Here is a 24,859-nt window from a genome sequence, read left to right as displayed (position 1 = left end):
GGTTTCAAGTCGCTATCGCTACGTTCAGGTCGCCGCTGCCGAGCGGCTGCGCGGACGCCAGCCGGATGCGGTACAGCGCGTCGCCCCATTCATGCTTCAGGCCCGCGTCGTCCAGCGCCAGACGTTCGACGTCGGCACGCAGCGCGCGCGGATCGAACTTCAAGTGCACGGTCCGGCCACCGGCCACGGGCAACGCCACGGCGCCCGCCTGCGCCGCATCGGGCTTGCGTGGCGTGACGAAGACGAGGGCCACGGGCGCGGGACGGGCCAGTGCGAACGTCTCGCGCAGGTTCACCGTGCCGGCGGCGCGGTCGAGCGCGACGCGCCGCTCCCACGTCCTGATGCCCGCCTCGGGGCCGTACGCGGTTGCCAGGTCCATCGTCATCCCCATATCGTCGACGCGCACCCGGCTCGCCCGGTCGCGCGCATCCCGGCCAGCCTGCATGCGGCCGCCCACGAGCGGCAGGTTGTGCCAGCCCGATTGCATGGTCCAGATGGTGTACCGGTCCTTGCTGAACGTCTTCGCCGTATAGGCTTCGACGCCGGGGTCCACGAACACGGGCAGGCCGTCGTGGAACACGATGAAGCTGCCGGAATCGTGGTGGCCGTGGCTGCGCGCGTTCGGCGCCGCCTGCACGGCCAGGAAGAATCCATGCGCCGAGCCGCCCTGCGCCCGCGCCGTCATCAGGCCGAGCGCGGGATACCAGGATGCGCGCTGCAGCGCGTCGCGCCCGGGCGTCGCCCGCATGCGCGCGACCTCCAGCACGTCGGCCACGTCGCGCGCGAGCCGGCCCTGGTCGGACAGCGCGATGCCGCGCGCGGGCGCACGGAACGCGCCGAACGCGGCCAGGTCGACGTCGCCCGTGGCGCGCCCGAAGCGGTGCAGCAGCGGCGGCGAATGGCGCACCTTCGCGTGCGCATCGCCATAGTTCACGTACCAGTCGCCCGCCACGTGCACGTCCAGCACGTAATGCCCCATGCGGCGCACGAACGGGTCGGCCGCCAGGTTCACCGCCCCGCCGGTCGCGGCGTCCAGCGCCATCAGGCTGTCGAGGTAGGGACCGGCCGACAGCGCCCAGTAGCCGGGGCCCTCTTCGCATGCGCCGTCGTCCGAGTAGTCTTCCAGGAAGCCGTCCAGGCAGCGGCAGATCTTCAACGTGGCCGCGATGCGGCGCGCCGGATCCGGCTCCAGCAGCAGGTTCGCTTCGAGCCAGCTGGATGCGATCCAGGACGTCCAGTTGTTCAGCGGTTCCTTCTTGTCCTTCAGGCCCATCCACTTGAAGTCGTCGCGGGTAAAACCCGGATCGAGGATGCAGCGCTTCACCTCCGCCGCGATGCGCACGGTGAGCAGCGGCGACACAGTGCGCAGCTGCTCGCCCACCAGCTCATGGACATAGGCCAGCGTGACGCCCGTCTCCGCCGCGAACAGGTCGATCACGGGTTCGGCAGCATCGGGCAGGCCGACGCCACGCTCGAACATGCCGCTGTGGGCCGGCAGGCCCCAGAACGTCTCCTCGCACACGTGCCAGACACCGTCCGCGATCGCGTGCAGGTAGCGGCCCTGCCCCTGCACGCATTCGGCCAGCACGAGGCCCGCCAGCCGGCTGCGGCGCTCGAAATAGCGTTGTTCGTAATGGGTGCGGTTGCCGTTCTCCGCGAATTCCAGGAACAGGCTCGCCGGCAGTTGCGGCCACTCGGCGCCCAGCCAGGCGTCGGCGCGGGCGATCAGCGCCGCGGCCACGTCGGCCGGCACCTGCGCCCACGCGGCGCGGTCGCCCGCCCGCGGATACGGATGCCACGCCCCGGGCGGCGGCAGGCGGCGGCGCAGCAAGGCCTCGTCGACCACGGCACGCAGGTAGCGCTTGGGCACGCGCGGCGCCGGGGCCGCGCCGCCCTGCTCTCCCGCCGGTCCGGCCGCCGCGCGCAGGCCGGGCGCGCCCAGCAGCGCCAGCGCACCCAGTCCGCGGGTCAGCGCATTCCTTCGATTCATGTCGTCTCCCTGATGAGTTGTGACAACGTTACCACTCACGTTCGCAAAAGACAATAGGGTTTCGCTCAACCCGGTGGTCGATTCAGAGAGCGCGGCGGGGTGGTAACGATGCCATCGGGGCCGTCAGCCCTTCGGTGCGGGCCCCGTCGAATCGCGGATGACGAGGCGGGCCGGCAGCTCGATGCGGAAACCCTCGGCCCGGCCGTTGCGCATGGCGTCGACCAGTTCCGCGACGGCGCGCACGGCGATCTCGTTCAGGGGCTGGCGCACGGTGGTGAGCTTGGGGAAGACGACGGCCGCGCGGATCACGTCGTCGAAGCCGACGACGGAGAGATCGTCCGGCACCTTCAGCCCGGCGTCGGAAATGGCGTCCATGGCGCCGAACGCCATCGCGTCGTTGGCGGCGAAGATCGCGGTGGGCGGCTTGGGCAGCTTGAGGAGCGCCTGCGTCTCGGCAAACCCGCTGGCGTCGTTGAAATCGCCCTGGCGCAGATACGCGGGCTCGATCGCGATGCCGGCCGCGCGCAGCGCATCCTCGTAGCCGCGCTGGCGCTCCTCGCTCTGGCCCGTGAACGACGTACCGGCGATGAAGGCGATGCGGCGGTGGCCCAGCCCGAGCAGGTGCTCGACGGCGCTCTTCGCCGCCATGCGGTTGGAGCCGAGGACGACGGGCAGGTCGATCGGGCGCGCCGCGAAGCTCACCAGCACGCACGGGGCGTGCGCGCGTTCCAGCCTGACCAGCAGGCCGTCGTTCGCGTCCGGCAGCAGCAGGAGCAGGCCGTCGCACAGCTTGCGCAGCATCTCGGCCGTGCCGGCGCGGCGCGCATCGTCGAAATGGTCGGCGTTGAAGACGATGAGGTCGAAGCCGAGCCGGCGGGCCTCGTCGTTGATGGCGCTGAGCAGCTCGTGCATCACGAGCGAGCGGAAGCCGTTGACGAACACGCCGACGAGGCCCGAGTTCCCGCCCCGCATCTTCTGCGCGAGCATGTCCGGCGTATAGTCCAGCTTCGCGGCCGCCGCGAGCACGCGTTCGCGCGTCTCCTTCGCCACCCGCCCCACGCCGCGCAGCGCGCGCGACGCCGTGATCAGCGATACGCCCGCCTCTTCTGCCACTTCCGTCAACGTACTTGTCTTCTGCATCCCCCAACGTTACCTGAATGGTAGCGAACAGGCAAGACCAGGGAGGACGGGGACCGGCGCTCAGTGCAGGTCCACCTGCGCCCGCAGCGCCGGGCCGCCGGCGGCCGGCCGGTTGCGGTCGGCCGCCAGTTTCACGAGCAGCGCCGCCATCGACACGAGCGCCGCCGCGGCCACGACCATGAACACCTGGCCGAACGGCAGCTGGCGCCGCGCCAGCTCCGCCACGAGGAACGAGCCGGCGATGCCGCCGAAGCGGCCGATCCCCAGCATCCACGCGACGCCCGTGGCGCGGCCCTGCGTCGGGTAGTACGCGGCCGCCAGCGCGGGCAGCGACGACTGCGCCGTGTTCATCAGCGCGCCGGCGCCGAACACCGTGAAGGTCAGCAGGCCCACGTTGCCCGCCACCTGGCCGATCAGGAAGACGGCCAGCGCCGTCAGCCCGAAGCCGATAGCGATGACGCGGTTGGCGTCGTAGCGGTCCATCAGCCAGCCGAACAGGATCGCGCCCACGCCGCCCAGCGGGAACAGCGCGGCGATCAGCGTGGCCGTCTGCGCGGGCAGGCCCGCCTCCTTGAACAGGATCGGCATCCAGTTGATCAGCGCGTAGAAGATGACGAGACCCATGAAGTATGCGAGCCACAGCATCAGGGTGCCGACGGCGTACGAGCGCGCGAACAGCACGCCGAAGCCCCCGCCCGTCCGGGCGCCCTGCTCCGCCAGCACGTAGCGCGCGGCGTCGGCGCCCGAAGCGTGGATGCGGCGCAGCACGGCGCGGATCCGTTCAACCGGGGCGCCGCGCGCGACCATGTGGCGCACGGATTCCGGCAACGTAAACGCCATCACGAGCAGCAGAACGAACGGCGCGATGCCGCCCAGCGCCAGCACGCTGCGCCAGCCCCACTGCGGGATCATCCACGCGGCAAGGAAACCGCCGCACGCGGCGCCCAGCGGAAAACCGCAGAACATCGCGTTCGTGATGACGGCGCGGCGCCCGTCCGGACAGAATTCGCTGACCAGCGTGACGGCATTGGGCATCGCCGCGCCCAGGCCGATGCCGGTGACGAAGCGCAGCACGGTCAGGCTCTCGAGGTTGGCGGCGAACGCCGACGCGCCGCACGCCGCGCCGAACACGAGGACGGCCCCGAGCAGCACGATGCGGCGCCCCAGCCGGTCCGCCAGCGGTCCGGCGGCGAGCGCCCCGGCCGCGAGGCCGAACAACGCCGCGGACAGCACGGGCGCCAGCGCCGGCTTGGCGATGCCCCACTCCTTCAGCAGCGACGGCGCGATGAAGCCGATGGCGGCCGTGTCGAAGCCGTCCAGCAGCACGATGAAGAAGCACGTGGCGCACACGAGCCACTGGTACGGCGAAAAGGGATGGCGGTTGATGAACGCCTGGACGTCGAGGTCCGGATGGGTCATGACGGTCTCCAGAGATGCCGGCTTCGCGCCAGCGTAGCAATGGCGTGTTCGATAGTCAATTATATGTTCGATGATCGAACGTCGTTGCCGCGTGCGCAAAGGTGTTGCCGGCTGCCGCCGGATTATCGCCGCAGGCCGGCGCCGCTACAGTGAAGCCATCTTTTCAACGGAGTCCTGACATGGCAAACCTTCTCTCACCCACCCGCCTCGGCAACCTGACGCTGTCGAACCGCATCGCGATGGCCCCCGTCACGCGCGCCCGTTCCGGCGCCGACGGCGTCCCGACCGCCGCCAACGCCGCCTATTATGCGCAGCGCGCAGCGGCCGGCCTGATCGTGGGCGAAGCGACCAACGTGTCGCGCCATTCCGCCGCGTTCGAGCTGGCGCCGGGTCTGCACGACGACGCGCAGGTGGCCGGCTGGCGCCGCGTGATGGAAGCCGTGCACGCGGCCGGCGGCCGCCTGTTCGCGCAGCTGTGGCACAGCGGCCGCGTGAGCTCCTACGCGCTGCTGGACGGCCGCGCGCCGCTGGCGCCGTCCGCCGTCAACGACGACCTGCACCTGCTGCAGCCGTACGCCGCCCTGGAGAACGGCTTTTATACGCGCATCGCGGCGTCGCCGGCCCGCGCCATGACCGTGCAGGACATCCACGTGGCCGTCGACGAATTCCGCGTCGCCGCCCGCAACGCCATGCGCGCCGGGATCGACGGCATCGAACTGCACGCCGCCAACGGCTACCTGCCGCACCAGTTCCTGTCGCCGCACACGAACCGTCGCGACGACGAGTTCGGCGGCCCGCTCGCCAATCGCGCCCGCTTCCTCGAACTCGTGCTGCGCGCCGTGCTGGACGAAGTGCCGGCCGACCGCATCGGCGTGCGCCTGTCGCCGTTCGCCGCCTACAACAATGCCACCGACCCGGCCACGGAAGAGACGTACGCCTACGTGGCCCGGATGCTGGGCGAGGCCGGCATCGCGTACCTTCACGCCGCGGATTCGAACGCGTGGGCCGGCGCGCCGGACATGGACCGCATCCTCGCCGTGCTGCGCCCGAACTTCGGCGGCGCCATCATCGCCAACGGCGGCCTCGATCCCGCCGCGGCCGACGCGCTGATCGCATCCGGCATGGCCGACCTGGCATCGTTCGGCCGCAGCTTCATCGCCAACCCCGACCTCGTCGACCGCATCCGCCGCGGCGGCCCGTACAACACGCCCGATCCGTTCACGTTCTATGGCGGCGGCGTCCATGGTTATCTCGACTACGAACCGCTCGCCGCCTGACCGAAAGGAAGTCGCGCCCACTTCACCACGGGCGTAGATTCCGCCATTGACACAAGGAGTTTTCATGCACACCAATGCCAAACACGCCCCCGACATCGCGCCGGGCATGATCCGCCTGCTGGCCACGTCGGCCGGCCTGATCGTCGCGAACCTGTATTACGCCCAGACCCTCGTCGGCCCGATCAGCGCCGCGACCGGCCTGTCGCCGGAAGCGGCCGGCCTGATCGTCACGCTGACGCAGGTCGGCTATGCGCTCGGCCTGCTGTTCATCGTGCCGCTGGGCGACCTGCTCGAGAACCGCAAGCTCGTGTTCTCCGCCCTCCTCGCCACAGCCGCGGCGCTGGCCACCGCCGCGTTCAGCGCGAACGCGTGGATGTTCCTCGTCGCGTCGCTGGGCATCGGCCTCGGTTCCGTCGCCGCGCAGATCCTCGTGCCGTTCGCCGCGCACCTGTCGCACGAAGCGACGCGCGGCCAGGCCGTCGGCAAGGTCGTCAGCGGCCTGCTGCTGGGGATCATGCTGGCCCGCCCGGCCGCGAGCCTGATCGCGGACCACGCCAGCTGGCACGCTGTGTTCGGCGGCGCCGCCGTCGCGGTGTTCGTCCTCGCGTTCGTGCTGCGCGCCAAACTGCCGCGGCGCGTGCCCGTGCACAGCCTGTCGTACGGCCGCTTGATCGGATCGCTGTGGCATCTGCTGGCGACGACGCTCGTGCTGCGCCGCCGTGCCGCCTACCACGCCGGCCTGTTCGGATCGTTCAGCCTGTTCTGGACCGTCACGCCGCTGATGCTGGAAGGCCCGCAATTCCACCTGTCGCAAACGGGCATCGCGATCTTCGCCCTCGTCGGCATGGCGGGCGCCGTCGCGTCGCCGGTCGCGGGACGCCTCGCGGATGCCGGCCACACGCTGATGGCGACGGCCGCCGCGCTCGTCCTCGGCATCGTCGGCTTCGCGCTGCCGCTGTACCAGCCCGAGTCCCGTGCGCTGGCACTGGGCATCCTCGTCGTCGCGTCCATCGTGCTGGACATGGCCGTCGCCGCCAACCTCGTGCTGGGCCAGCGCGCCATCTTCGCGCTCGGCGCCGAAGTGCGCAGCCGCCTGAACGGCATTTATTTCGCGCTGTTCTTCGCCGGCGGCGCGCTCGGCTCCGCGGCCGGTGCCTGGGTCTATGCCCACCACGGCTGGCACGCCGCCCTGCTGGCCGGCATGGCCTTCCCCGCCGCCGCGCTGCTCGTCTGGTTCGGCGAACTGGCCGGCCGCCGCGCAACCACCGGCGCGACCGCCTCATGAGCCCGCGCGCCCTGATCATCGGCGGCTCGCTCGGCGGGCTGCTGGCCGCGAACACGTTGAAAACCATCGGCTGGAGAGTCGACGTGTTCGAGCGCTCGCCCCATGCGCTGGACAGCCGCGGCGGCGGCATCGTGCTGCAGCCGGACGTCCTGCACGCCTTCCACTTCGCGGGCATCCGGCCCGCCGGCGCGCTGGGCGTGGCGTCGCGCGACCGCATCTACCTCGACCGCGCGGGCGACGTCGTGCGGCGCGACCACCAGCCGCAGACGCAGACGTCGTGGAACATGCTGCACGGGACCATGCGGCGCGCGCTGCCCGGCGACTGCATCCATCCGGGCGAGACGCTGGAACGCATCGAGCAGGCCGGCGGCCAGGTGCGCGCGGTGTTCGCCAGCGGCCGCGTGGAAACGGGCGACCTGCTGGTCGGCGCGGACGGCGCGCGGTCGACGGTCCGTTCGCTGATGTTGCCCGCGCTTGCGCCAAACCTCGCGCCGGAATACTCGGGCTACGTCGCGTGGCGCGGCCTCGTGCCGGAAGCGGATCTCGACGCGGACAGCCGCGCGGTGCTGGACGGCGTGTTCGCATTCCAGCACGACGAAGGCGAGCAGATGCTGCTGGAGTACCTCGTCCCCGGCGAGGACGGCGCCACGGCGCCGGGCCGCCGGCGCTGGAACTGGGTGTGGTATCGCAAGGTGCCGCAAGATGGCCTGCCCGCGCTGCTGACCGACCGCACCGGCCGCACGCACACGTTCTCGCTGCCGCCGGGCGCGCTGCCCGATGCGCAGGCGGCCGTGCTGCGCAAGGACGCAACCCGCCTCCTCGCACCGCAATTCAACGCGCTCGTGCAGAAAACGAAGGAACCGTTCGTGCAGGCGATCCTCGACCTCGCCGTGCCGCGCATGGTGTTCGGCCGCGTGCTGCTGCTGGGCGACGCCGCCTTCGTCGCGCGCCCGCACACGGCCGGCGGCGCGGCCAAGGCGGCGGCCAATGCGCTGGCGCTCGCGCAGGCCCTGCAGCGCACCGATCAACCCATCGAAGCGCGCCTGAAGGACTGGGAAGTCCCGCAGCTGCGCGCCGGCCGCAACCTGGTCGACTGGGGCCGGCGCATGGGCGACGGCATCATGGGTGTGCGGCGAGCAGCAGGCTACACAGATTCCCGCGCTGGAATGCAGGGTCCCTGAACGCGAGGAAGTCGTCGTTGAAGGTGCCGAACGTCGTCTCGGGCCGGTGCTTCAGCCCTTCGTAGAACGTGTCGATGACGTCGTGCGCGAAGCCGTGGCCGCGCGGGTGCGCCGCGAGCACCCTGTCCCGCTCCGCCGCCGGGATGGCGTCCATGCCGCGGCCCACCATGTCCATGCCGGCGCCCGCCTGCACGAGGCGGATCTCCGGATGCATGTGCTCGGGGATGCCGGGCGTCGTGTGCAGCGCGATCGCGAGCCAGACTTTTTCGATGTCCTGCTCGGCGATCCCGTGGCCGCGCAGGAAATCGCGCGCCGCGTTCGCGCCATCGACCTCGAAGCGCTGCCGGCTGCCGTGGTAATGCGGCGTGATGCCGATGTCGTGGAACATGGCGGCGGCATACAGCAGCTCGGGGTCGAACGCGAGGCCGAGCTTGTCGCCCAGCAGCGCGCCCCACCAGTACACGCGGGCCGAGTGCTGGAACAGCATGTCGCTCGCCGTGTCGCGCACGTACTGCGTGATCGCGCGCGCGATGTGGCTGTCGGGCAGCATCGGCGCCGTCATTTTGCCGCCGGGAGCACGAGCTTCCGCTCCCCCTCGTCCAGCACGAACACGGCGAGCAGCGTGGCCGGCTTGTCCTTGCTGGCGTTGCGCGTCACCTGGTGGCGCGCACCCGGATCCTCGTACCAGGACTCGCCCGTGCGGTAGACCTTCGGCGGCGCATCGTCGACGGCGCTGACGATCTCGCCGGACAGCACCTGCGCGTAGATGAAGGACGACTTCGGATGCGTGTGGGGCGCCGCTTCCGCGCCGGGCGCGAACGACACTTCCACCGCCACCAGCGCCTTGCCGGGCACGTTCGGCAGCGCGCGGTGGAATAGGGGTTTCACCGTCTCGTGCGCGCCGGCCGCAGTGCAGAGCAGCGCCAGGCAAAAGGCGATCTTGCGCTTCATCGCCGCCTCCTCAACGCGCGGCCGTCACGGCGGCCGGCGTCGCGCGGAAGCTGATCGCCATGCGGTTGTACGCATTCATCAGGCCGATGGCGATGGTCAGGTCGGCCAGCTGCTGCTGGCTGAACACGGCCGCGGCGGCGGCGTACTCCGCATCCGGCACGCCCGTCTCGGCCACCCGCGTCACCGTCTCGGCCCATGCGAGCGCCGCGCGCTCGGCCGTGTCGAACAGGCTGCCCGCCTCGCGCCACGCCGGCACCAGCACGAGCTTCTCGACGTTGACGCCTTCCTTCAGCAGGTCGCGCGAGTGCATGTCGATGCAATACGCACAGCCGTTGATCTGCGAGACGCGCAGGTAGACGAGGTCGACGAGCACCTTCGGCAGGCCGCTGCCCAGGATGTGGCCGTACACGCCGCCGAGTGCCTTCATGCCGGCCGGGGTGGCCGCGTTGTAATCCATGCGTTGCGTCATTTTGATTCTCCTGGTTGAACTGGATGAAGACATGATGCGCGTTGCAGTGGCCAAACAACAGTGCCAAGTTTGATCATTTTTAATGTACCATCGGCCATGACCACGCTGTCCATCGGCCTCGACCGGGCCAAGAAAACACCTCTCGCCACGCAGATCTACGCGGCCATCCGCGCAGGCATCGAATCGGGACAGATTCCGGCCGACGCGAAGCTGCCGTCGTGGCGCGACCTGGCCGCCCAGCTGGGCGTGTCGCGCGGCACGGTGCGCATCGCGTACGAACGCCTCGTCGACGAGCAGCTCGCGACGAGCTATGGCGCCGCCGGCACCCGCGTCAACGGGCGGCCGGCCACGCCCGGCATCCCCGGCCAACCACCCGCGCACTTGCCCGATACTTCGCCGATCCCCGAGCTGTTCCCGACCTTCGGCGCAAAGCCGCTGCCGTTCCAGATGGGCGTCCCGGCACAGGACGCGTTCCCCTATAAATTGTGGTCGCGCGTGATGGTGCGCGCGGCCCGGCACACCGCGGCCAGCCCCGTCGGCTACCCGGACCCGCGCGGCGATCCGGACCTGCGGCGCGAAGTTGCCGCCTATCTCGGCATCGCGCGCGGCATCCGCTGCAACCCGTCGCAGGTGCTGATCACGGCGGGCTTCGCGGGCGCGCTGGGGCTCGTCGTGCGCGCGCTCGCGCTGGAAGGCCAGGGCGCGTGGTTCGAAGACCCCGGTTTTCCGCTGACGCGCACCGCCCTGTCGCTCGCGGGGACGACGGTGACGGCCGTCCCGGTCGACGCCGAGGGCCTGGACGTCGATGCCGGTGTCCGCACGGCCCCGGACGCGCGGCTCGCCGTCGTGACGCCGGGCCAGCAGGCGCCGCTCGGCATGACGATGTCGCTCGCGCGCCGCCGCGCCCTGCTGGACTGGGCGCGCGACAACGGTGCCTGGATCGTCGAGGACGACTACCTCAGCGAGCTGCAGCTGGAAGGCCGCGCGGCGCCGGCGCTCGCGTCGCTCGACCAGGGCGGCCGCGTGCTGCACATCGGGACGTTCAGCAAGACGATCAGCCCCGCGCTGCGCCTCGGCTTCCTCGTCGTGCCGGCCGACCTGGCGCGCCGGTTCGGCGACGTCGCGGCCTGCCTCGCGCCGGCGCCCGGCGCGACGATCCAGCGCGCCGTCGCGGACTTCCTGCGGGAGGGTCACTACCTGCGCCACCTGCGCCGCATGAAACGTCTGTATGCGGCGCGGCGCGAAGCCTTGTTGCGCTGCCTGCGCAAGGAGGCCGCCGACGTGCTGGAGGTGCAGGCGACGGCCGGCATGGCCGTCGTCACGCGCCTGCGCACGGACGTGTCCGACGTCGACGTCGCCGCGCGCGCCCTGCGGGCCGGCCTCGCGCCCGTGCCGCTGTCGCCCTGGTATGTGCATACGCCGGCCGCGCGCGGCCTGCTGCTGGGCGTGACCAATGTCGACGCGCGCCGTCTCGTGGCCGACTGCCGCCGGCTGGCGGAACTTGCCGCCATGCCAAAATAATCTACCGGTTGACGCATTTGACAATTGACAAACTATTGTGCCTTAAGAAATACTTTTCGGCATGATAGAACTGAGTGCGATCCGCAAGACCTACCGCCTGGGCGGCAGCGACATCCATGCCCTGGACGGCATCGACCTGCACGTGGCGCGCGGCGAATTCGTCGCCGTGATGGGGCCGTCCGGCTCCGGCAAGTCGACCCTGCTGAACGTGCTGGGCGGGCTGGATCGCCCGGACAGCGGCCGCTACCGCCTGGCGCAGGACGAGATCAGCGCCCTCGACGACGACGCCGCATCCGACGTGCGCAACCGCCGCATCGGGTTCGTGTTCCAGTCGTTCCACCTGCTGCCGCGCCTGACCGTGCTGGAGAACGTACTGCTGCCGCAGCGTTATGCGCGCCAGCCCGACCCGCGGGCGCCCGACCGTGCCCGTGCCCTGCTCGGCCGCATCGGCCTGGGCCAGCGCCTCGACCACCTGCCGGGCCAGTTGTCCGGCGGCCAGCTGCAGCGGGCCGCCATCGCGCGGGCGCTGCTGAACGAGCCGGACCTGTTGCTCGCGGACGAACCGACCGGCAACCTCGATTCCAGCAGCGCGGCCGACGTGATGGCCCTGCTGCGCGAACTGCACGCGGGCGGCCAGACGCTCGTGATGGTGACGCACGATCCGGCCATTGCCGCCAGCGCGCAGCGCACGATCCACCTGCGCGACGGCCGCGTCGCGGGCCAGTCATGAAGCGCCTCGTTCCCCTGCTGGCCCTCGTCGCCGTCGCCGCCACGGCCGCGGACACCCGCCCGGTCCTGATCAGCGGCGAAGTGGAAGCGCTGGATTCGCAGACGATCTTCGTGCCGCCGTCGAACGCGTCGCCGGTCGTCGTGCGCAACTTCCTCGCCGAGGGCACGCAGGTCAGGAAGGGCGACGTCGTGCTGCGGATCGACTCCGCCAGCACGACCAATATCGACCAGTTGCGGATGGACCGCGAACGTGCCCGCGCGAAGGCGGACAGCGAGACGGCCACGCTGGAAGTCGCGGCCATCGAGGCGGAGAAAGCGCTGGTCAACGCCCAGGCCGCATTGGACAAGGCCAAGGTCGACGCGGCGCTGCCGAAGCAGCAGATCATGGCGCTCGACTACGACCGCTACCAGGCGGCGCTAGGCCAGGCCACGCGCGACCTCGCGATCAAGCGGGACAACCTGAAGAACGCCCGCGCGGCCGTCGCCCGCCGCAAGGAGGACGGCGCGCTCGAAGTGAAGAAACTGCAGATCAACGAGGCGTTCCAGCTCGCCCAGGTGGCGCAATCGGAAGTGCGCGCCACGCGCGACGGCGTCGTCGTCCACGGCTACAGCCCGTTCAACGGCGAGCGCATGGACGAGGGCTCCACGGCCTGGCCGGGCAACGCGGCCGGCACGGTGCTCGGCGACGGCCACATGGTCGTCACGGCCTGGGTACTGGAAGCGGACCGCCCGTACCTGCGCGACGGCCAGGCCGTCGCCCTGCGCTTCGACGCGCTGCCGGGCGTCGTCGTGACCGGGAAGCTGGCCGAGATCACGAGCGCGCCGGAAGCGCGGCCCCGCTGGGGAATCGGCCGCTACTTCCGGGCCCGGATCGCCCTGCCCGACGACCATGGCCTGCCGCTCGTCGCGGGGATGAGCGTGCAGGTGGAGCCGCTGGCGCCCGGCGCCGCGGCCGCGGGCGTCCGCCAGGCGAAGGCCGCCGCGCCCGCCGCGCTGGCGATCGAAGGCGAGATCGCGTCGCGCCGCACGATGCCGGTGTCGCCGCCGACCATCCCGCACGTCTGGAACTACAAGCTGGCGTTCCTCGCGCCGGAAGGCACGATGGTGCAGGCCGGGCAGCCCATCGCCGTGTTCGAATCCACCGAGGTGATGAACCAGCTGATCTCGCTGCAAGGCACGCTGAAGGAACGCGAGCGGGCGCTGGACAAGCTGCAGCTGGACCAGGCCGAGGCCGACCGGGCCGGCGTGCTGGCGCAGGCCGAGGCGCAGAGCAATGCCGAGAAGGCCGCGCGCAAGGCGACCATGCCGAAGGAACTCATTCGCCGCGTCGACTACGACAAGCTGGTGATCGACCGCGCCGAAAAGGCGCAGCTGGCGAAACTGGCGCAGGCCCAGTACGAGGCACAGCGGCGCGCGCGCCAGGCCGAGCGCGCCGGCCTGCAGTCCGACGCGGCGCAGTTGCGGGCCAAGATCGCCACCCTCGTCAAGGGGCAGTCGGCGTTGACCGTCGTGGCGCCGCGGCGGGGCCTGGTCCTGCATCGCACCGGCTTCAACGGCGAGAAGTTCGCCATCGGCAGCCAGGTCTGGATAGGCCTGTCGGTCGCGACGCTGGCCGATCCGGACCAGCTGGGCGTCAACGCCCGCGTGCCGGAAGCGCAGGCGGCTGGCGTGCGGAAGGGCCAGGCGGCGCGCGTCATCGTGGCCGGTACGCGGCAGACACTGGCGGCGCACGTGACGGGCCTGGGACGCGCCTTCCACAGCAAATCGGCGGCGCAGGCGGTCGTCATACGCGACGTCGAGCTGGAATTCGACGCGCCCGCGAAAGACCTGAAGCCCGGGGCCGCCGTCCAGGTGGAACTGCTGCCGGGCGTCGACCGCCGCGTCGCGGCCATCCGACCATGAGATTTCCGATGCCACGCCTGTCTACATTCGCCGCCATGCTGGCGGCCCTGCTGTCCGGTTGCGGCGGCGCGTCGGCGCCGGCCGGCGGCCCCGTCGAAACGCTGGCGCCGCGCGCGTGGACCGAAACGCTGGAAGCGGACGGCCAGATCCAGGCCGCCGCCAACACGCCGTTGACGGTGCCGGGCAGCGGCTGGTCGAGCCGCGTGCTGGTGGACATGGTCGCGGACGGCAGCACCGTCACGAAAGGCCAGGTCGTGGCCCGTTTCGATGCCCCGCAGGCGCGCGCGGAACTGTCGCAGGCCGACCTCGAACTGCTGCGCAAGGCGCTGGCCGAGGAGGCGAATCGCCAGAACGCGGCCGTCGAGAAAGGCGTGCTGGCCGGCGACCGCGCGAAGCTCGAGGACGACCTGGGCCTCGCGCGCCGCTATGCGAACGTCGACCTGTCCGTCTTCGCCCGCAACACGATCCTCGATGCGCTGGCCGACGTCGGCTTCCTCACCAAGAAGCGCACCTACCTGGACTGGAAAGGCGGGCAGGCGCAGGCCCGCGCCGCCGCGCAGGACGCCGTGCTGCACTCGCAACGCGACAGCGTGGCGCAGACCGCGGCACAGCAGCGCAGGAGCCTGGACGCGCTGGAACTGGTGGCGCCGCACGACGGCGTGTTCCTGCTGGCCGCGCGCTGGGACGGCGCCAAGCCGCAGGTCGGCGCCAACCAGATGGCGGGCGAGCCGTTCGGCGCCCTGCCCGACCTCGACAAGCTCGTCGCCCACTTCAGCGTGGCCGAGGGCCAGGCCTACGGACTCAAGCCGGGCCTGCCCGTGCGCGTGCGCCTGGCCGGCACGGGGACAGAACTGGACCTCACGGTGACGCGGGTCGGCAGCAGCGCCAGCGTCATCTCGCCCGAATCACCCGTCAAGTACAGCGATTTCGACGCCGCCATCGGGACCGACACGGCGCGCAAGCTGGGACTGAAACCCGGCCAGGCGCTGCACGGCACGGTGCACCTCGTGACGCAGGCGGCGGCGCTGACGGTCCCGAACATCGCGCTCGTGCAGGACGGCGCCGCCTACGCCGTGTACACGGCCGATGGCGGCCGCACCGTGAAGCACAAGGTCGAGCTGGGCCGGCGCGGCCCGGTACGCAGCGAAATCAGGAGCGGCCTCGCGTCCGGCGCGCGCATCCTGCTCCTCCCTCCAACAACGGACAAGTCATGAACCGTGCACTCCTGCTGGAAGCCGTCGCCGAACTGAAACGCCGCAAACTGCGCACCGGCCTCACCCTGCTGGGCATGATCTTCGGCGTGGGCGCCATCGTCGCCATGCTGGCCGTGGGCGAAGGCAGCAAACGCGAGGCGCTGCGCCTCGTCGCGGAACTGGGCCTGAACAACGTCATCGTCGAGAGCAAGGGCAACACGGACGAACAGTTGAAGGACATCCGCACCCGCTCGCTGGGCCTGTCCGCGGCCGATGCCGCGGCGGCGCTGTCCGTCGTGCCGGGCGCGCGGTCGGTGGCGCTGAAAAAGGAGATCAAGGTCGACCAGCTGATCGTCGACGACCGCGTCGTGAGCGGGCGCGCGTTCGCCGTGTCGCCGGCGTATGCGGACCATGGCGGCCTGCAGCTCAAGGTCGGACGCTGGCTGCGCCCGTCCGACGGCGCGACGCTGGCCCCGGTCTGCGTGCTGGGCGCGCGCCTCGCGCACACGCTGTTCGGCGCGGCGCCAGCCGTCGGCCAGCGCGTGAAAGTCAACCACGTGTGGCTGCAGGTGGTCGGCGTGCTGGCCGACCGCACGCCCAGCAAGTCGGAGTTCGAAGGCGTCAAGCTGGGCCTGGACGACGAGCGCCTGTTCGTGCCGTGGGAAACGGCCCGCGCGCGCTTCAGCTTCCGCCGCATCGAGGACGAGGTGGACGGCATCAGCGTGCGCCTGGACGGCCAGGTCGCGCCGGACGACGCGGCGCGCGTGCTGCAGGCGGTCATCCACCAGCGCCATGGCGGCGTCGACGACACGAACCTCATCGTGCCCATGGGCCTGTACCGCCAGAACCAGCAGACGCAGCGCATCTTCACCATCGTCATGAGTTCGATCGCGGCAGTCTCGCTGCTGGTGGGCGGCATCGGCATCATGAACATCATGCTGGCCAACGTGCTGGAGCGCCGGCGCGAAGTGGGCCTGAAGCGCGCACTCGGCGCGCGCCGCCGCGACGTGGTGGAACAATTCCTGGCCGAGGCGCTCGTGATCGCCGTCAGCGGCGCCCTGCTCGGCCTCGTGCTGGGCGCCGTGGCCGCGTACAGCATCGCCGCGTTGGCCGGGTGGTCGGTGGCGTGGTCGCCGGTGAGCCTGCTGCTCGCGGTGCTGGCATGCGTGGCGGTCGGGCTCGGGTTCGGCGTCTACCCCGCGCGCCAGGCGGCGGCGCTCGACCCGATCGCCGCCCTGCGCAGCGACGGCTGAAGGTCAGTCCATGTGGAACACGGGCTCCATCATCGCCCAGTGCTCGCCTTCGGCCCGGCTGGCCAGCGGCACCTGGCACGGGCTGCAGAACGTCCACCAGCGCTGCGTTTCCGGATCGGCCGCGATATGCGCCATGTCGGCGGCGAAATCGGTGCCGTGGTATTCCCAATAGCCGAACAACAGGTTTTCCGGCTCGCGCAGGAAGATTGTGTAGTTGCGCACATTGGCTTCCGCAAGGCGGGCCAGCACTTGCGGCCACACGGCCGCGTGCAGCGCTTTGTATTCCGCGATCTTTTCCGGCTCGATGCCGATGACCATTCCCATTCTTTGCATATAAGACTCCTCAATCGATACGATAGAAACGCAGGGCATTCAGCCCGAACACGGCAAGCCGGTCGGCACCGGACAGTCCGTCCAGCAGGGACGCGCAGGCGGCGAGCCAGCGCCCATAATCGGCGGCCAGGTTCAGCACCGGCCAGTCGCTGCCCCAGATCAGGCGCTGCGGCCCGAAGCACGCGAGCAGGTGGTCGACGTACGGCCGCAGGCAGTCGACGTCCCAGTCGGCGCCCGCTTCGGTGACGAGCCCGGACAGCTTGCAGCTCACCTGAGGCAGCGCGGCCAGGCGCGCGATGTCGGTGCGCCACGGTTCCAGCACGCCCGCGGCGATCAGCGGCTTGGCGCCGTGGTCGATCACGATGGGTAGAGTCGGATGCCGCTGTGCGAACGCGAGCAGCGCGGGCAGATGGCGCGGCAGGACGAGCGCGTCGAAGCTGAGGCCATGGCGCAGCATCGCCGCGACCGAAGGCGCCAGCGCCGGATCGGCGATCCAGTCGTCGTCCTCGATGTCCTGCAACATCGGCCGCAAGCCCTTGAGCAGCGGGTCGGCCGCGAGCGCGGCGATCCGCCGGGGCGCGTCGGGCGCATTCAGGTCGGCCCAGCCGACCACGCCGCCGATGAACGGGTGAGCATGGGCCAGGCCGAGCATGAAGCGCGTGTCGTCCTCGTTGGGCATCGATTGCACGAGCACCGTCCTCGCGACGCCGTGCTGCGCGAGCGTCGGCGCCAGGTCGGGCGGGAAGAAATCGCGGTAGATGGCGGCCAGGTCCGGCGGCGGCCACGCGCCGTTGCGGTCGGCCAGCCGCCAGAAGTGTTGATGGGCGTCGACAAGCATCATGCTCCCTCCCGCGCCCGCGGGAGCGTCAGCCCGGGTGCGCCTTCATTTCTCTGACTCGGATCGATTGCAGCAAGGTGCTGCGTGCGGAACTCAGGTGGACACGCATCGCCTCGCGCGCGCCCGCGACGTCGCGCCGCGCCAGGGCCCGCAGAATGTCCAGGTGCTCGTGCACCGCGTACTCGTTGCGCACCATTTCCTGCGTCTTGTCCCACTGGTAGTGGTAGTGGAACACGAGCGACACGAGGTCGAAGAAGCCCTGCGCGAAGCGGTTGTCCAGTTGCCCCATCAGGAAGGCGTGGAAATCGCGGTCGAGCGCGGGAAAATCCTTGTGGTGCGTCGGCATGACGGAGCCCAGCTGCTCGTGCCGCGCGATCAGTTGCCGCAGCTCCGCGAAGGCCGGCGAATCCGGCGGCAGCGCGGCGAAGCGGTCGATCGCGGCGAACTCGAACATCTGGCGCACGTCCGCCAGCTCCATCGCGAACGAGCGGTCGAACGCGCACAGGCGCCAGCCGCCACGCGGCTTCTTTTCGATCAGGCCCGAGTGCGAGAACCCGATCAGGAATTCGCGCACGCTGATCGTGCTCGTGCCGGCCGCGCGCGCCAGTTCCGTTTCCGAGAACTCGGCGCCGGGCGGCAGGTCGCTGTGATAGATGCGCTCCATCAGCACTTCGCGGATGCGGTCCGCGCCCGTGCGCAGCTCGTCCAGGTCGAAGTAGTCCGTGCGGACGGGCTTGCGCAGCAGCCGGCGTTCCTTCAGGTCGCTGATCAGGCCGCACTCGTGGAAGTGCGCCAGCGCGCTGCGGATCGCCGTGCGGCTGCCCTCGCCCAGTTCGGCCATGTGCTGCTCGGTCGGCAGCGCTTCGCCGACCCCCACGTGGTCGGCAATGTATTGCAGCAGCAGGTTCGCGCTGCGCTTGAAGATGGTTGGAGGTCGGGCCATGAAGTCCGGAGTCGAGAAGGCCGGGTGGACAATCCCCCATTCTACCGGAACTCGCTGCCGCGCTGGGAAGCGACATCGTTCAAACCTCGACGATGGCCTTGATCACGCCGCTGGCCGGGTCCATCCAGCGCGGCAGCGTGTCGATGAACTCGTCCAGCGTGGCGCGGTGCGTGTTCATCGCCCGCGTCGGCACCAGGCCCGCCTTCATCGCCGCGAGCACCTCGCGGAAATCGTCCACGGTCGCGTTGCGGCTGCCGAGCAGGGTCGTCTCGCGCTTGTGGAATTCCGGATCGGCGAACGAGATCCGATCCAGCACGATCGACACGAGCACGTACGTGCCGCCGTGCGCGACGAACTCCAGGCCCCGCTCCATCGCCTTGATGTTGCCGGTGGCGTCGAACACGGCGTCGAAGAAGTCGCCGCCCGTGATCGCGCGGAGTGCCTCGACGTCGCCCTCGCCCGCCGTCACCGTGTGCGCGACCTTCAGCACGTCGCGGCAGAAGCCGAGGCGGTCGTCGCGCGCGTCCAGCACCGTGACCTGCGCGCCGTTCAGCGCCGCGAACAGCGCGACGGCCACGCCGATCGGCCCCGCCCCGACGACCAGCACGCGCTGCCCCGCCGCGACGGCGCCACGGCGTACCGCGTGCAGGCCGATGGCGAGGAATTCCACCATCGCGGCATCGTCGAGCGAAATGCCTTCCGTCTTGAGGACGAACTGCGCCGGGACCGCAAGGTATTCGGCCAACCCGCCGTCGCGGTGCACGCCCAGCACCTGGATCCGCGTGCAGCAGTTCGTCTTGCCCTTGCGGCAGGCGACGCAGTCGCCGCACGACAGGTACGGCATCACGAGCACCTCGTCGCCCGGCGCGAGGCCGGAGCCGGCGGGCGCCGTGGCCACTTCGCCGGACAGTTCATGTCCCATCACGCGCGGATACGCGAGGAACGGCTGCGTGCCGCGGAAGATGTGCATGTCCGTACCGCACACGCCGATGCGGCGTACGCGCAGCAGCACCTCGCCCGGACCGGCCTCCGGCACCGGCTTGAAACCCAGCTGCAGGTCGCCGGGGGATTCGCATACCACGCACTTCATCTGACTCATGTCGTTGCCTTTCGTTTTGTATTCTATAAATTTAAAACATTTATAGTCGTAAAGCAATCGAAAACCGCCATTCCCGCGTATGAAATTGAATAGCCGGCGCGGCCGCGCCGGCGCAGAAGGTCAGGCCAGGCAGTCCGGCCCGATGTCGCGCACGGATTGCACGCCCGTCAGGACCATGCTGGTGCGGATGTCTTTTTCGAGGATCGCGAGCAGGTTGCGCACGCCGGCCGCGCCGCCCGTCGCGAGCGCGTAGATGAAGGCGCGGCCGATCAGGACGCCGTCCGCGCCCAGCGCCAGCAGGCGGACGACGTCCAGGCCCGTGCGCACGCCGGAGTCGGCGAAGATCGTCAGGTCGCCCTTCACCGCCGCCGCGATGGACGGCAGCGCCTTCGCCGTGGACAGCGCGCCGTCCAGCTGGCGCCCGCCGTGGTTCGACACGACGATGCCGTCCGCGCCGAACGCCTTCGCGTCGCGCGCGTCGCCGGCGTCGAGGATGCCCTTGATGACCATGGGCCCCTGCCACTCGTCGCGGATCCACTGCAGGTCGCTCCAGCTGATGCCCGGATCGAAGTTGGCGGCCAGCCAGCCGATGTAGTCCGCGAGGCCCGTCGCGTGGCCGCGGTAGGCGGAGATGTTGCCCAGGTCGTGCGGCCGGCCGAACAGTCCGACGTCGAACGCCCAGCGCGGATGCAGCATCGCCTGCAGCATGCGGCGCAGCGGGCCGTGGCGGCCGCTCATGCCGGAATGGGCGTCGCGGTAGCGCGCGCCCGGCACCGGCATGTCGACGGTGAACACGAGCGTGTCGATGTTCAGCTCGCGCGCGCGGCGCAGGTAGTCGCGCATGAAGCCGCGGTCCTTCAGTACGTACAGCTGGCACCACAGCGGCTGCGACGATTGCGCCGCCACCTCGGCCAGCGGGCACACGGAGACGGTGGACTGGATGAACGGGATGTTGCGTTCCGCCGCCACCCGCGCCGCCTGCACCTCGCCGCGGCGCGCGTACATGCCCGCGAGGCCGATCGGCGCCAGCGCCAGCGGCAGGCCGCGCTTCACGCCGAACCACTCGGTCGACAAATCGAGGGTTTCGGAACCCTTCAGCACGCGCTGGCGCAGGCTCACGGCCTGCAGGTCGTCCACGTTGTGGCGCAACGTCGACTCGGTGCCGGAGCCGCCGTCGAGGTAATGGAACAGGAACGGCGGCAACCGGCGGCGCGCCGCCTCGCGATAGTCGGTGGCGGAAGAGATGATCATCAGGCGGCTTTACGTGTTCAGGGTGATGAAGCCGCCGTCGATCGGATAATCGGTTCCCGTGATGAAGGCAGCTTCGTTGCTGCACAAGTATAGCGCGAGCGCGGCCACTTCGTCCGGCCTGCCCATGCGGCCGATGGGCTGCGTCTTCGACAGCTGCTCGAACATCTCCGCCTCCCGGCCCGGATAATTCCGCGCCAGGAAACCGTCCACGAACGGGGTGTGCACGCGGCCCGGCGAGATCGAATTGCAGCGGATCCCGTCCTGCAGGTAGTCTTTCGCGACCGACAGGGTCATCGCCATCACGGCGCCCTTCGCCGTGGAATACGCGAAGCGCTCCTTGATGCCCACCGAGCCCGCCACCGACGCCATGTTGACGATGACGCCGCCGCCGTTCGCGCGCAGCTGCGGGATCGCCGCGTGCAGGCAGTTGTAGACGCCCTTGACGTTGACGCTCATGACGCGGTCGAAGTCCTCTTCGCTCGTCGTGTCGGCCTTGCCGATGTGGGCGATGCCGGCGTTGTTGACGAGGATGTCGAACGGGCCGATCGCGGCCATCAGCGCTTCCACGTCGGCCTGGCGCGACACGTCGCAGGCGTGCGAGGTGACGCGGCCGGCCTCCTCGCGGATTTCGCGCACCGCCTGCAGGCTGGCGGCGTCGCTCAGGTCGACCACGTGGACATGCGCCCCCTGGCGCGCGAACAGCTGGGCGATCGCCTTGCCGATGCCGCTGCCGCCGCCCGTGATGACGGCTTTCTTGTCGTTCAATTCAAACACGTTTCGTGACTCCCATGGAAGATGGCGTGGCGCGGGACTCGCGGCTGGCCTGCCGCAGCGAGGCGCGCGCGAACCAGGCGATGACGACGAAGCACAGCAGCGGCACCGCATAGCCGTACTGCACGTTGTGCGTGACGTCGCTGACGAAGCCGAACAGCAGCGGCAGCAGCGCGCCGCCGACGATGGCCATGATGATCAGGCCACTGCCCATGTCGGCGTGGTGGCCGGCGCCCTGCAGGCCCAGCGAGAAAATGGTGGGGAACATGATCGACATGAAGAACGCGATGCCGATCACCGCGGCAAGGCTGGCGACGCCGGTCGCCACCATCGCCACCGCCGCGAGCACCGTGCACGCCAGCGCGTACATCCACAGCAGCCGCGCCGGCGCCACGACGCGCATCAGGCCCGTGCCGACGAAGCGGCCGACCATGAACGCCATGCCGCAGCCCCACCCGAGGTAGTCCGCCGCCGTCACGGGCGACACGCCCGCCGACCGGGTCGCGTACAGGATGAAGAAGCTGAACACGCACACCTGCGCGCCCACGTAGAAGAACTGGGCGATCGCGCCGCGGCGGATCGACGGCACGGCCAGCGCCTCGCCGAGCGAGCTCTTGGCCGGCGCATTGTCCGAGCGGCCGCCGACTTCCGGCAGCTTCAGGAACCAGAACACGACGGCGATGGCGAGGATGACGAGCCCCAGCATCATGTACGGGCCCTTCACGCTGGCCGCTTCCGCCGCCAGCGCCGCCTGGCGCGCCGCTTCCGGCATCGCGGCGAGCTGCGCGTCGTCGGCGCCGTGCACGAGGATCAGGCGCGCGCCGATGATCGGCGCCAGCGTGGCGGCGAGACCGTTGAACGACTGCGCCAGGTTGATGCGCTGGGCCGCGCGGTCCGGCCGGCCCAGCAGGGTCACGTACGGATTGGCGGCCGTCTCCAGGATCGTGAGGCCGCACGCGATGGTGAACAGCGCGGCCAGGAACACGATGTATTGCTGCGTGTTCGCGGCCGGGATGAACATCAGCGAACCCGTGGCGAACAGCAGCAGGCCGCAGATGATCGCGGCCTTGTAGCCCGCGCGGCGGATCAGGAGGCCCGCCGGCAGCGCCATCACGAAATAGGCGATGAACACGGCCGAATCCACCAGCGCCGACTCCAGCACGGTCAGGCTGAACGACCGCCGCAGGTGCGGGATCAGGATCGGGTCGAGATTATGGACGAACCCCCACATGAAAAACAGTGTGGTGATCATCACGAGGGAAAACCGGTACTGCCGCGTCGAGGGGTCCGTCATGTCTGCAAAGTCTCCGTCAGCCAACATATCGCGTACGTCATGCGTGGGCACGTGGTGCCCACCCTACCGTATCTTGTAGCGTGGGCACCCCGTGCCCACGTGCACTGCCAACAAACTGCGGATCAGCCGTCGATCAGCGCCTCGTTCCACGCGTGGACGGTCTGCGCCTGCTCGCCCAGGCCTTCGATGCCGAGCCGCATGCGGTCGCCCGGTTCCAGGTAGACCGGATCCGGCTTCTGGCCGAGGCCCACGCCCGGCGGGGTGCCGGTGCTGATCACGTCGCCCGGCTGCAGGGTCATGAAACGGCTGATGTAGCTCACCAGGTGCGCGACGGTGAACACCATCGTGCGGGTATTGCCCGTCTGGTAGCGCTTGCCGTTCACTTCCAGCCACATGTCCAGGTTCTGCGGATCGGGCACTTCGTCGGTCGTCACGAGCCATGGGCCGACGGGGCCGAACGTGTCGCAGCCCTTGCCCTTGTCCCACTGGCCGCCCCGCTCCAGCTGGTATTCGCGCTCGGACAGGTCGTTCACGACGCAGTAGCCGGCCACGTAGTCGAGCGCATTCGCTTCGTCGACGTAGCGCGCGCGCTTGCCGATGACGACGCCCAGTTCCACTTCCCAGTCGCTCTTGACGGAACCGCGCGGCAGCACGACGGGGTCGTTGCAGCCGATGATCGAACTGGTCGCCTTCGTGAACAGCACGGGTTCCGCCGGCACGGCCATGCCCGATTCGGCCGCGTGGTCCGAATAGTTCAGGCCCACGCAAATCAGCTTGCCGATGTCGGCGACGACCGGCGCGTAGCGGACCGGCTGTTCGACGACGGGCAGGCGGCTCGGGTCGAGGTCCGACAGGCGGGCGATCGCGCCGGCGGCCAGCTGGGCCGAGGTCAGGTCGGGCAGCACGCCGGACAGGTCGCGGATCACGCCGTCGGCGTCCATCAGGCCAGGTTTCTCGGCGCCCTTCGGGCCATATCGCAGCAGTTTCATGGTATTCCTTTGTTACGGTGATATTGAAAAATCAGGCCGGAGATCAAGCCGACGGCACTGGCGCGGCCGGGTCCAGCAGGCCGGCGTCCTTCAGCGCGGTCCACAGGCCGGCCGGCAGCGGCTGGGAAAACCAGTGCGCGTTGCGGCGCAGCTGGTCGATGTTCTGGGCGCCGGGGATGCACGACACGACGGCCGGATGGGCCATCGGGAATTGCAGCGCGGCGGCCTGCAGCGGCACGTCGAAGTCGCGGCAGACGGCGGCGATGGCGCGCACGCGCTCGACGACTGCCGCCGGGGCGTCCTCGTAATTGAATTTGTTCGTGCCCGCCAGGATGCCGGAGTTGAACGGCCCGCCGATCACGACGCGCGTGCCTTGCCGCGCGCAGCGGTCCATCAGCGGGGCGAGCGACGCCTGCTCCAGCAGTGTGTAGCGCCCGGCCAGCAGCACGCAGTCGAGCGCGCACATGTCCATGGCATCGGCGATCACCTCCCACTCGTTGACGCCGAGGCCGAAGCCCTTGATCGCGCCCTCGTCGCGCAACTGCGCCAGCGCGCGGAAGCCGCCGCCCTCGGTCAGCTGCTTCCAGTAGTGCGCATGGCGTTCGCCGTGGGTGACGCGGCCGATGTCGTGCACGTACAGCATGTCCACGCGGTCCAGGCCGAGGCGCTGCAGGCTGTCCTCGTGCGAGCGCATGATGCCGTCGTGCGTGTAGTCGTAATGCGGCCGGAACGGCAACGGCGCCGCCCACCCGCATTCGCCCGGCTGCACGTTCGGATCGGGCCACATCAGGCGGCCGACCTTCGTGCTGATCGTGTAGTCGCCGCGCGGCCGCGATCGCAGCGCCGCGCCCAGGCGGTGCTCGGACAGCGTAAAACCGTAGTACGGCGCCGTGTCGAAATAGCGGATGCCCAGGTCCCAGGCGGCGTCGACGAGCGCGTACGCGTCCGCTTCCGCCATCGGGTCGTACAGGCCGCCCAGTTGCGCGCAGCCCAAGCCCAGTTTGGTGACGTCCATGTCGGGCCGCTTCATG

General features: G+C 70.1%; 23 protein-coding genes. 8 read left to right on the top strand and 15 right to left on the bottom strand.

The window, feature by feature from the left end:
• Positions 1–4: 4 nt before the first annotated feature.
• From ACEN98_RS26980 to ACEN98_RS26970, 3 genes are all read right to left on the bottom strand, one after another.
• The gene (locus tag ACEN98_RS26980) at positions 5–1,990 is read right to left on the bottom strand and encodes a heparinase II/III family protein (RefSeq protein WP_413387973.1); all 1,986 of its coding nucleotides are present in this window, start codon (positions 1,988–1,990) and stop codon (positions 5–7) included.
• 123 nt (positions 1,991–2,113) lie between these two features.
• The gene (locus ACEN98_RS26975) at positions 2,114–3,130 is read right to left on the bottom strand and encodes a LacI family DNA-binding transcriptional regulator (RefSeq protein ID WP_413387972.1); all 1,017 of its coding nucleotides are present in this window, start codon (positions 3,128–3,130) and stop codon (positions 2,114–2,116) included.
• Between the two features lie 60 nt (positions 3,131–3,190).
• The gene (locus ACEN98_RS26970; protein ID WP_413387971.1) at positions 3,191–4,549 is read right to left on the bottom strand and encodes an MFS transporter; all 1,359 of its coding nucleotides are present in this window, start codon (positions 4,547–4,549) and stop codon (positions 3,191–3,193) included.
• A gap of 179 nt (positions 4,550–4,728) precedes the next feature.
• Between ACEN98_RS26970 and ACEN98_RS26965 the strand changes: the two genes are divergently transcribed.
• The 3 genes from ACEN98_RS26965 to ACEN98_RS26955 all read left to right on the top strand — a co-directional run bounded on the left by ACEN98_RS26965 (position 4,729) and on the right by ACEN98_RS26955 (position 8,292).
• Positions 4,729–5,826 (top strand): alkene reductase, encoded by a 1,098-nt coding sequence (locus tag ACEN98_RS26965; protein ID WP_413387970.1) that lies wholly within the window; start codon positions 4,729–4,731, stop codon positions 5,824–5,826.
• Between the two features lie 64 nt (positions 5,827–5,890).
• Positions 5,891–7,111 (top strand): MFS transporter, encoded by a 1,221-nt coding sequence (locus ACEN98_RS26960; protein WP_413387969.1) that lies wholly within the window; start codon positions 5,891–5,893, stop codon positions 7,109–7,111.
• Positions 7,108–8,292, top strand: a complete 1,185-nt coding sequence (locus ACEN98_RS26955) for an FAD binding domain-containing protein (protein WP_413387968.1) — start codon at positions 7,108–7,110, stop codon at positions 8,290–8,292. The genes ACEN98_RS26960 and ACEN98_RS26955 overlap by 4 nt, the downstream gene beginning before the upstream one ends.
• On the opposite strand, the gene ACEN98_RS26950 is transcribed toward ACEN98_RS26955, so the two are convergent.
• The 3 genes from ACEN98_RS26950 to ACEN98_RS26940 are packed head-to-tail and all read right to left on the bottom strand — an operon-like array spanning position 8,231 to position 9,712.
• Complete coding sequence (locus tag ACEN98_RS26950; protein ID WP_413387967.1) at positions 8,231–8,854, bottom strand: HD domain-containing protein; 624 nt, start codon at positions 8,852–8,854, stop codon at positions 8,231–8,233. The genes ACEN98_RS26955 and ACEN98_RS26950 overlap by 62 nt on opposite strands.
• The gene (locus ACEN98_RS26945) at positions 8,851–9,243 is read right to left on the bottom strand and encodes a cupin domain-containing protein (RefSeq protein WP_413387966.1); all 393 of its coding nucleotides are present in this window, start codon (positions 9,241–9,243) and stop codon (positions 8,851–8,853) included. The genes ACEN98_RS26950 and ACEN98_RS26945 overlap by 4 nt, the downstream gene beginning before the upstream one ends.
• A gap of 10 nt (positions 9,244–9,253) precedes the next feature.
• Positions 9,254–9,712 carry a carboxymuconolactone decarboxylase family protein gene (locus ACEN98_RS26940; protein WP_413387965.1) on the bottom strand — a complete coding sequence of 153 codons (459 nt, stop codon included), beginning with the start codon at positions 9,710–9,712 and terminating at the stop codon, positions 9,254–9,256.
• Positions 9,713–9,808: 96 nt separating this feature from the next.
• On the opposite strand from ACEN98_RS26940, the gene ACEN98_RS26935 reads away from it, so the two are divergent.
• From ACEN98_RS26935 to ACEN98_RS26915, 5 genes are all read left to right on the top strand, one after another.
• Positions 9,809–11,233, top strand: coding sequence for a PLP-dependent aminotransferase family protein (locus tag ACEN98_RS26935; protein WP_413387964.1), 1,425 nt, complete (start codon positions 9,809–9,811; stop codon positions 11,231–11,233).
• Between the two features lie 61 nt (positions 11,234–11,294).
• Positions 11,295–11,963, top strand: a complete 669-nt coding sequence (locus tag ACEN98_RS26930) for an ABC transporter ATP-binding protein (RefSeq protein ID WP_413345966.1) — start codon at positions 11,295–11,297, stop codon at positions 11,961–11,963.
• Positions 11,960–13,864, top strand: coding sequence for an HlyD family secretion protein (locus tag ACEN98_RS26925; RefSeq protein ID WP_413387963.1), 1,905 nt, complete (start codon positions 11,960–11,962; stop codon positions 13,862–13,864). Before ACEN98_RS26930 ends, ACEN98_RS26925 begins: the two co-directional genes overlap by 4 nt.
• A gap of 8 nt (positions 13,865–13,872) precedes the next feature.
• Positions 13,873–15,078: an efflux RND transporter periplasmic adaptor subunit gene (locus tag ACEN98_RS26920; RefSeq protein WP_413387961.1), complete on the top strand. Its 1,206-nt coding sequence runs from the start codon at positions 13,873–13,875 to the stop codon at positions 15,076–15,078.
• Entirely contained in the window at positions 15,075–16,310 is a 1,236-nt protein-coding gene (locus ACEN98_RS26915; protein WP_413387959.1) for an ABC transporter permease, read from the top strand. Before ACEN98_RS26920 ends, ACEN98_RS26915 begins: the two co-directional genes overlap by 4 nt.
• A 3-nt stretch (positions 16,311–16,313) precedes the next feature.
• Here the strand turns inward: ACEN98_RS26915 and ACEN98_RS26910 are convergent, their stop codons facing one another.
• The 9 genes from ACEN98_RS26910 to ACEN98_RS26870 form a co-directional block, all read right to left on the bottom strand.
• Complete coding sequence (locus ACEN98_RS26910) at positions 16,314–16,643, bottom strand: L-rhamnose mutarotase (RefSeq protein ID WP_413346260.1); 330 nt, start codon at positions 16,641–16,643, stop codon at positions 16,314–16,316.
• A 10-nt stretch (positions 16,644–16,653) separates the two neighbouring features.
• The gene (locus ACEN98_RS26905; RefSeq protein WP_413387958.1) at positions 16,654–17,484 is read right to left on the bottom strand and encodes an amidohydrolase family protein; all 831 of its coding nucleotides are present in this window, start codon (positions 17,482–17,484) and stop codon (positions 16,654–16,656) included.
• Between the two features lie 25 nt (positions 17,485–17,509).
• A complete protein-coding gene (locus ACEN98_RS26900; protein WP_413387956.1) occupies positions 17,510–18,424 on the bottom strand; it encodes a GntR family transcriptional regulator in 915 nt (304 codons plus the stop codon).
• A 79-nt stretch (positions 18,425–18,503) separates the two neighbouring features.
• Positions 18,504–19,514: a zinc-binding alcohol dehydrogenase family protein gene (locus ACEN98_RS26895; protein ID WP_413389098.1), complete on the bottom strand. Its 1,011-nt coding sequence runs from the start codon at positions 19,512–19,514 to the stop codon at positions 18,504–18,506.
• A 129-nt stretch (positions 19,515–19,643) separates the two neighbouring features.
• On the bottom strand, positions 19,644–20,774 hold the full coding sequence (lldD, locus tag ACEN98_RS26890) for an FMN-dependent L-lactate dehydrogenase LldD (RefSeq protein WP_413387954.1): 1,131 nt from the start codon (positions 20,772–20,774) through the stop codon (positions 19,644–19,646).
• Positions 20,775–20,783: 9 nt separating this feature from the next.
• Positions 20,784–21,548: an SDR family NAD(P)-dependent oxidoreductase gene (locus tag ACEN98_RS26885; protein ID WP_413387952.1), complete on the bottom strand. Its 765-nt coding sequence runs from the start codon at positions 21,546–21,548 to the stop codon at positions 20,784–20,786.
• Positions 21,541–22,839: an L-fucose:H+ symporter permease gene (gene fucP, locus ACEN98_RS26880; protein ID WP_413387950.1), complete on the bottom strand. Its 1,299-nt coding sequence runs from the start codon at positions 22,837–22,839 to the stop codon at positions 21,541–21,543. The genes ACEN98_RS26885 and fucP overlap by 8 nt, the downstream gene beginning before the upstream one ends.
• A 122-nt stretch (positions 22,840–22,961) precedes the next feature.
• A complete protein-coding gene (locus ACEN98_RS26875) occupies positions 22,962–23,828 on the bottom strand; it encodes a fumarylacetoacetate hydrolase family protein (protein ID WP_413341750.1) in 867 nt (288 codons plus the stop codon).
• 43 nt (positions 23,829–23,871) lie between these two features.
• On the bottom strand, positions 23,872–24,858 hold the full coding sequence (locus ACEN98_RS26870; RefSeq protein WP_413387948.1) for an aldo/keto reductase: 987 nt from the start codon (positions 24,856–24,858) through the stop codon (positions 23,872–23,874).
• Between the last annotated feature and the right edge of the window lies 1 nt (position 24,859).

The organism is Massilia sp. CT11-137 (genome assembly GCF_047302885.1).
GTDB lineage: Bacteria > Pseudomonadota > Gammaproteobacteria > Burkholderiales > Burkholderiaceae_D > Telluria > Telluria orientalis.
The sequence above is the reverse complement of the archived record's forward strand: the minus strand, read 5'-3'. Positions and strand labels throughout refer to the sequence as shown.

Bases quoted from the DNA above. Each gene is read 5' to 3' on its own strand.
- ACEN98_RS26970 (WP_413387971.1), bottom strand. From the start codon at position 4,549: ATGACCCATCCGGACCTCGACGTCCAGGCGTTCATCAACCGCCATCCC.
- ACEN98_RS26920 (WP_413387961.1), top strand. From the start codon at position 13,873: ATGCCACGCCTGTCTACATTCGCCGCCATGCTGGCGGCCCTGCTGTCC.
- ACEN98_RS26910 (WP_413346260.1), bottom strand. From the start codon at position 16,643: ATGCAAAGAATGGGAATGGTCATCGGCATCGAGCCGGAAAAGATCGCG.
- lldD (WP_413387954.1), bottom strand. From the start codon at position 20,774: ATGATCATCTCTTCCGCCACCGACTATCGCGAGGCGGCGCGCCGCCGG.
- fucP (WP_413387950.1), bottom strand. From the start codon at position 22,839: ATGACGGACCCCTCGACGCGGCAGTACCGGTTTTCCCTCGTGATGATC.
- ACEN98_RS26960 (WP_413387969.1), top strand. From the start codon at position 5,891: ATGCACACCAATGCCAAACACGCCCCCGACATCGCGCCGGGCATGATC.
- ACEN98_RS26975 (WP_413387972.1), bottom strand. From the start codon at position 3,130: ATGCAGAAGACAAGTACGTTGACGGAAGTGGCAGAAGAGGCGGGCGTA.
- ACEN98_RS26935 (WP_413387964.1), top strand. From the start codon at position 9,809: ATGACCACGCTGTCCATCGGCCTCGACCGGGCCAAGAAAACACCTCTC.
- ACEN98_RS26930 (WP_413345966.1), top strand. From the start codon at position 11,295: ATGATAGAACTGAGTGCGATCCGCAAGACCTACCGCCTGGGCGGCAGC.
- ACEN98_RS26955 (WP_413387968.1), top strand. From the start codon at position 7,108: ATGAGCCCGCGCGCCCTGATCATCGGCGGCTCGCTCGGCGGGCTGCTG.
- ACEN98_RS26915 (WP_413387959.1), top strand. From the start codon at position 15,075: ATGAACCGTGCACTCCTGCTGGAAGCCGTCGCCGAACTGAAACGCCGC.
- ACEN98_RS26925 (WP_413387963.1), top strand. From the start codon at position 11,960: ATGAAGCGCCTCGTTCCCCTGCTGGCCCTCGTCGCCGTCGCCGCCACG.
- ACEN98_RS26900 (WP_413387956.1), bottom strand. From the start codon at position 18,424: ATGGCCCGACCTCCAACCATCTTCAAGCGCAGCGCGAACCTGCTGCTG.
- ACEN98_RS26905 (WP_413387958.1), bottom strand. From the start codon at position 17,484: ATGATGCTTGTCGACGCCCATCAACACTTCTGGCGGCTGGCCGACCGC.
- ACEN98_RS26950 (WP_413387967.1), bottom strand. From the start codon at position 8,854: ATGACGGCGCCGATGCTGCCCGACAGCCACATCGCGCGCGCGATCACG.
- ACEN98_RS26875 (WP_413341750.1), bottom strand. From the start codon at position 23,828: ATGAAACTGCTGCGATATGGCCCGAAGGGCGCCGAGAAACCTGGCCTG.
- ACEN98_RS26965 (WP_413387970.1), top strand. From the start codon at position 4,729: ATGGCAAACCTTCTCTCACCCACCCGCCTCGGCAACCTGACGCTGTCG.
- ACEN98_RS26945 (WP_413387966.1), bottom strand. From the start codon at position 9,243: ATGAAGCGCAAGATCGCCTTTTGCCTGGCGCTGCTCTGCACTGCGGCC.
- ACEN98_RS26895 (WP_413389098.1), bottom strand. From the start codon at position 19,514: ATGAAGTGCGTGGTATGCGAATCCCCCGGCGACCTGCAGCTGGGTTTC.
- ACEN98_RS26870 (WP_413387948.1), bottom strand. From the start codon at position 24,858: ATGAAGCGGCCCGACATGGACGTCACCAAACTGGGCTTGGGCTGCGCG.
- ACEN98_RS26980 (WP_413387973.1), bottom strand. From the start codon at position 1,990: ATGAATCGAAGGAATGCGCTGACCCGCGGACTGGGTGCGCTGGCGCTG.
- ACEN98_RS26940 (WP_413387965.1), bottom strand. From the start codon at position 9,712: ATGACGCAACGCATGGATTACAACGCGGCCACCCCGGCCGGCATGAAG.